The sequence below is a fragment of the Campylobacter sp. CNRCH_2016_0050h genome (assembly GCF_025772605.1).
Classification (GTDB): Bacteria; Campylobacterota; Campylobacteria; order Campylobacterales; family Campylobacteraceae; genus Campylobacter_D; species Campylobacter_D lari_D.
In genome coordinates this window covers 1-2,077 of record NZ_JAKMSK010000029.1, presented here as the reverse complement: position 1 = coordinate 2,077, position 2,077 = coordinate 1, and the positions used below count along the sequence as shown (strand labels likewise).

1 protein-coding gene and 1 pseudogene are annotated in these 2,077 nt (G+C 26.8%); both read left to right on the top strand.

Going from position 1 to position 2,077, the window contains the following annotated elements:
* Positions 1 to 248, top strand: a pseudogene (locus tag L8X28_RS08240) (hypothetical protein); the annotation flags it as partial.
* A gap of 173 nt (positions 249 to 421) precedes the next feature.
* Positions 422 to 2,077, top strand: a 1,656-nt coding sequence (locus L8X28_RS08235; protein WP_263666050.1) for a ShlB/FhaC/HecB family hemolysin secretion/activation protein, incomplete at its 3' end; no start/stop codon positions are given.

The following is a 2,077-nucleotide window of genomic DNA, read 5'->3' as shown; positions in this document are numbered from 1 at the left end:
ATGGTGGTGGTGAAATAGAAATACCTGATAAACCTATTGACCCAGTAGAACCACCAATTGATAATAAACCTGATGATTCTTTAGCATTTGAACAAAGTTCTACTTTTAATTCTATAGGTAATGAAACTTTAAATGAAGAAGAAGAAACTGAAGAAATAGATGAAACTTCTTTAGTACAAAAAAGTAAAACTTGCATAGTCAGTGATAATTATAAAACTATGAATCCTTGTGTAGTTGGGGGATTATAATCTACAGCTTTGATACATAAAAAATTAAACACTAAACACTAGGATTTATCCTAGTGTATATAATGAGTATATTAATGAATACACTCATATTAAAAATATTTTAATTAATCAATATAAATATTGAAAAACAAAAACTTAAAATTAAAACACGTCATTAAAAGGAAAAAATAAGTATGAAAAAACTTTTACTTAGCACTATAGCAATTAGCTCTTTAGTCTATGCTAATAATGGAAGTATTATCATAGCTAAAAATGATATAGAAAAGGTTATAGAATTATCTCCTGATAGAAATCTCCCTCAAAACAAAGCTATCAAAGAAAATCTAAAAACTAAAGATGATTATAAAAAAACTCAAGAAGCTAAAAAAGACTTTGAAGAAAAAAAGAAAGCCTTAAAAGAAAAACTAAATCAAGAAGATAAAACTAATGAGGAAACTAACAATCAAACTAATAATAACACTACCAACCTAAATAACCAAACTAACACTAACACAAACAATGACAAAGCTAACACTAACTCTAGTATAAATAATCAAACAAACAATAATTTTAATTCAACTAATAATAGCTTTAATACCAATAATGCTTCAAACAATCATAGTTTTAATAACAACACTACCAAATTAAACAATCAAACCAATACCAACAATAATACAAGTAATCCAAATAATCAAACAAACAATAGTTCTAACACTAACTCTACTAACTCAAGTAATCAAACTAATACTACCACCACTAAAGAAGTAATAACCAAATACAAATTCATCATCACTAATGAAAACACTAGCTTTGAAAAGCTAGGTATTAAAGAAGAAGATTTACAAATACTCATTAGTGAGTTTAGCACTAGAAAATTTAGTTTGCAAGATTTACAAGATATATCTAATATTATTGCTTATTATTTCCAAGTTAATGGCTATCCTGCTGCAACAGCTTATGTACCCCAACAAGAATTTGAAGATAGTGTGCAAATAAACATAGCTTTGGGAACATTAGGTAAGTATATAATAAAGAATAATACTACTATAAAAGATTATTTCATAGAAAGTAAGCTTAATGAAAGAATCAAAGGTAAAATCATCTCTACTAAATTAATAGAAGATAGTGTATATAAAGTCAATGAAATGTATGGCATTCAAACCCTAGCAGGCTTACAAGCAGGAGAGAATGTAGGAGAAACTGATGTAGTTATAGAAGTAGTTCCTGATACTAAGGCTAATGTATTATTATATGCTGATAATTATGGTATTAAAAGTGCAGGGGATATTAGAGCTGGTATTAGTATGGGATTTAATTCTATACTTAATATGGGAGATTATTATAATTTTTACTTACAATCAAGCAATGAAAAACAAATTAACTATGGGGCTAGTTATACTTTCTTTTTAGGAAATTTAAAAATTACTCCAAGTGTATCTCAAGGCTCTTATTCTTTAGGTGGAGATTATCAAGAGGTTGGTTTTAGTGGTACTTCTAGAAATTTCGGTATAGACTTTTCTTATCCTGTATGGATTAATACTAATTCATCTTTATACTTTACTTCTAGTATTTATCATAAGATATTAAAAGATGAACCTTTTTCAAACATATTTGAAGATTATAGTATTAATAAACATTCTAATGTAGGTAGTATGGGTTTAGAAGGTTTATTTAGAGGCTTTGAGAATAATACCTTAAGTTATAGTGCTAAGATAAGTATAGGTAAGGTTAATGATAATGGACTTTTTATAGAAGATAATTATTTTAAAAATGAAAGCAAAGGCTTTGGTTGGTTTAGAAAACTCAATGCTAGTTTGAATAATTATTATAGTATTAATGAATACATTACG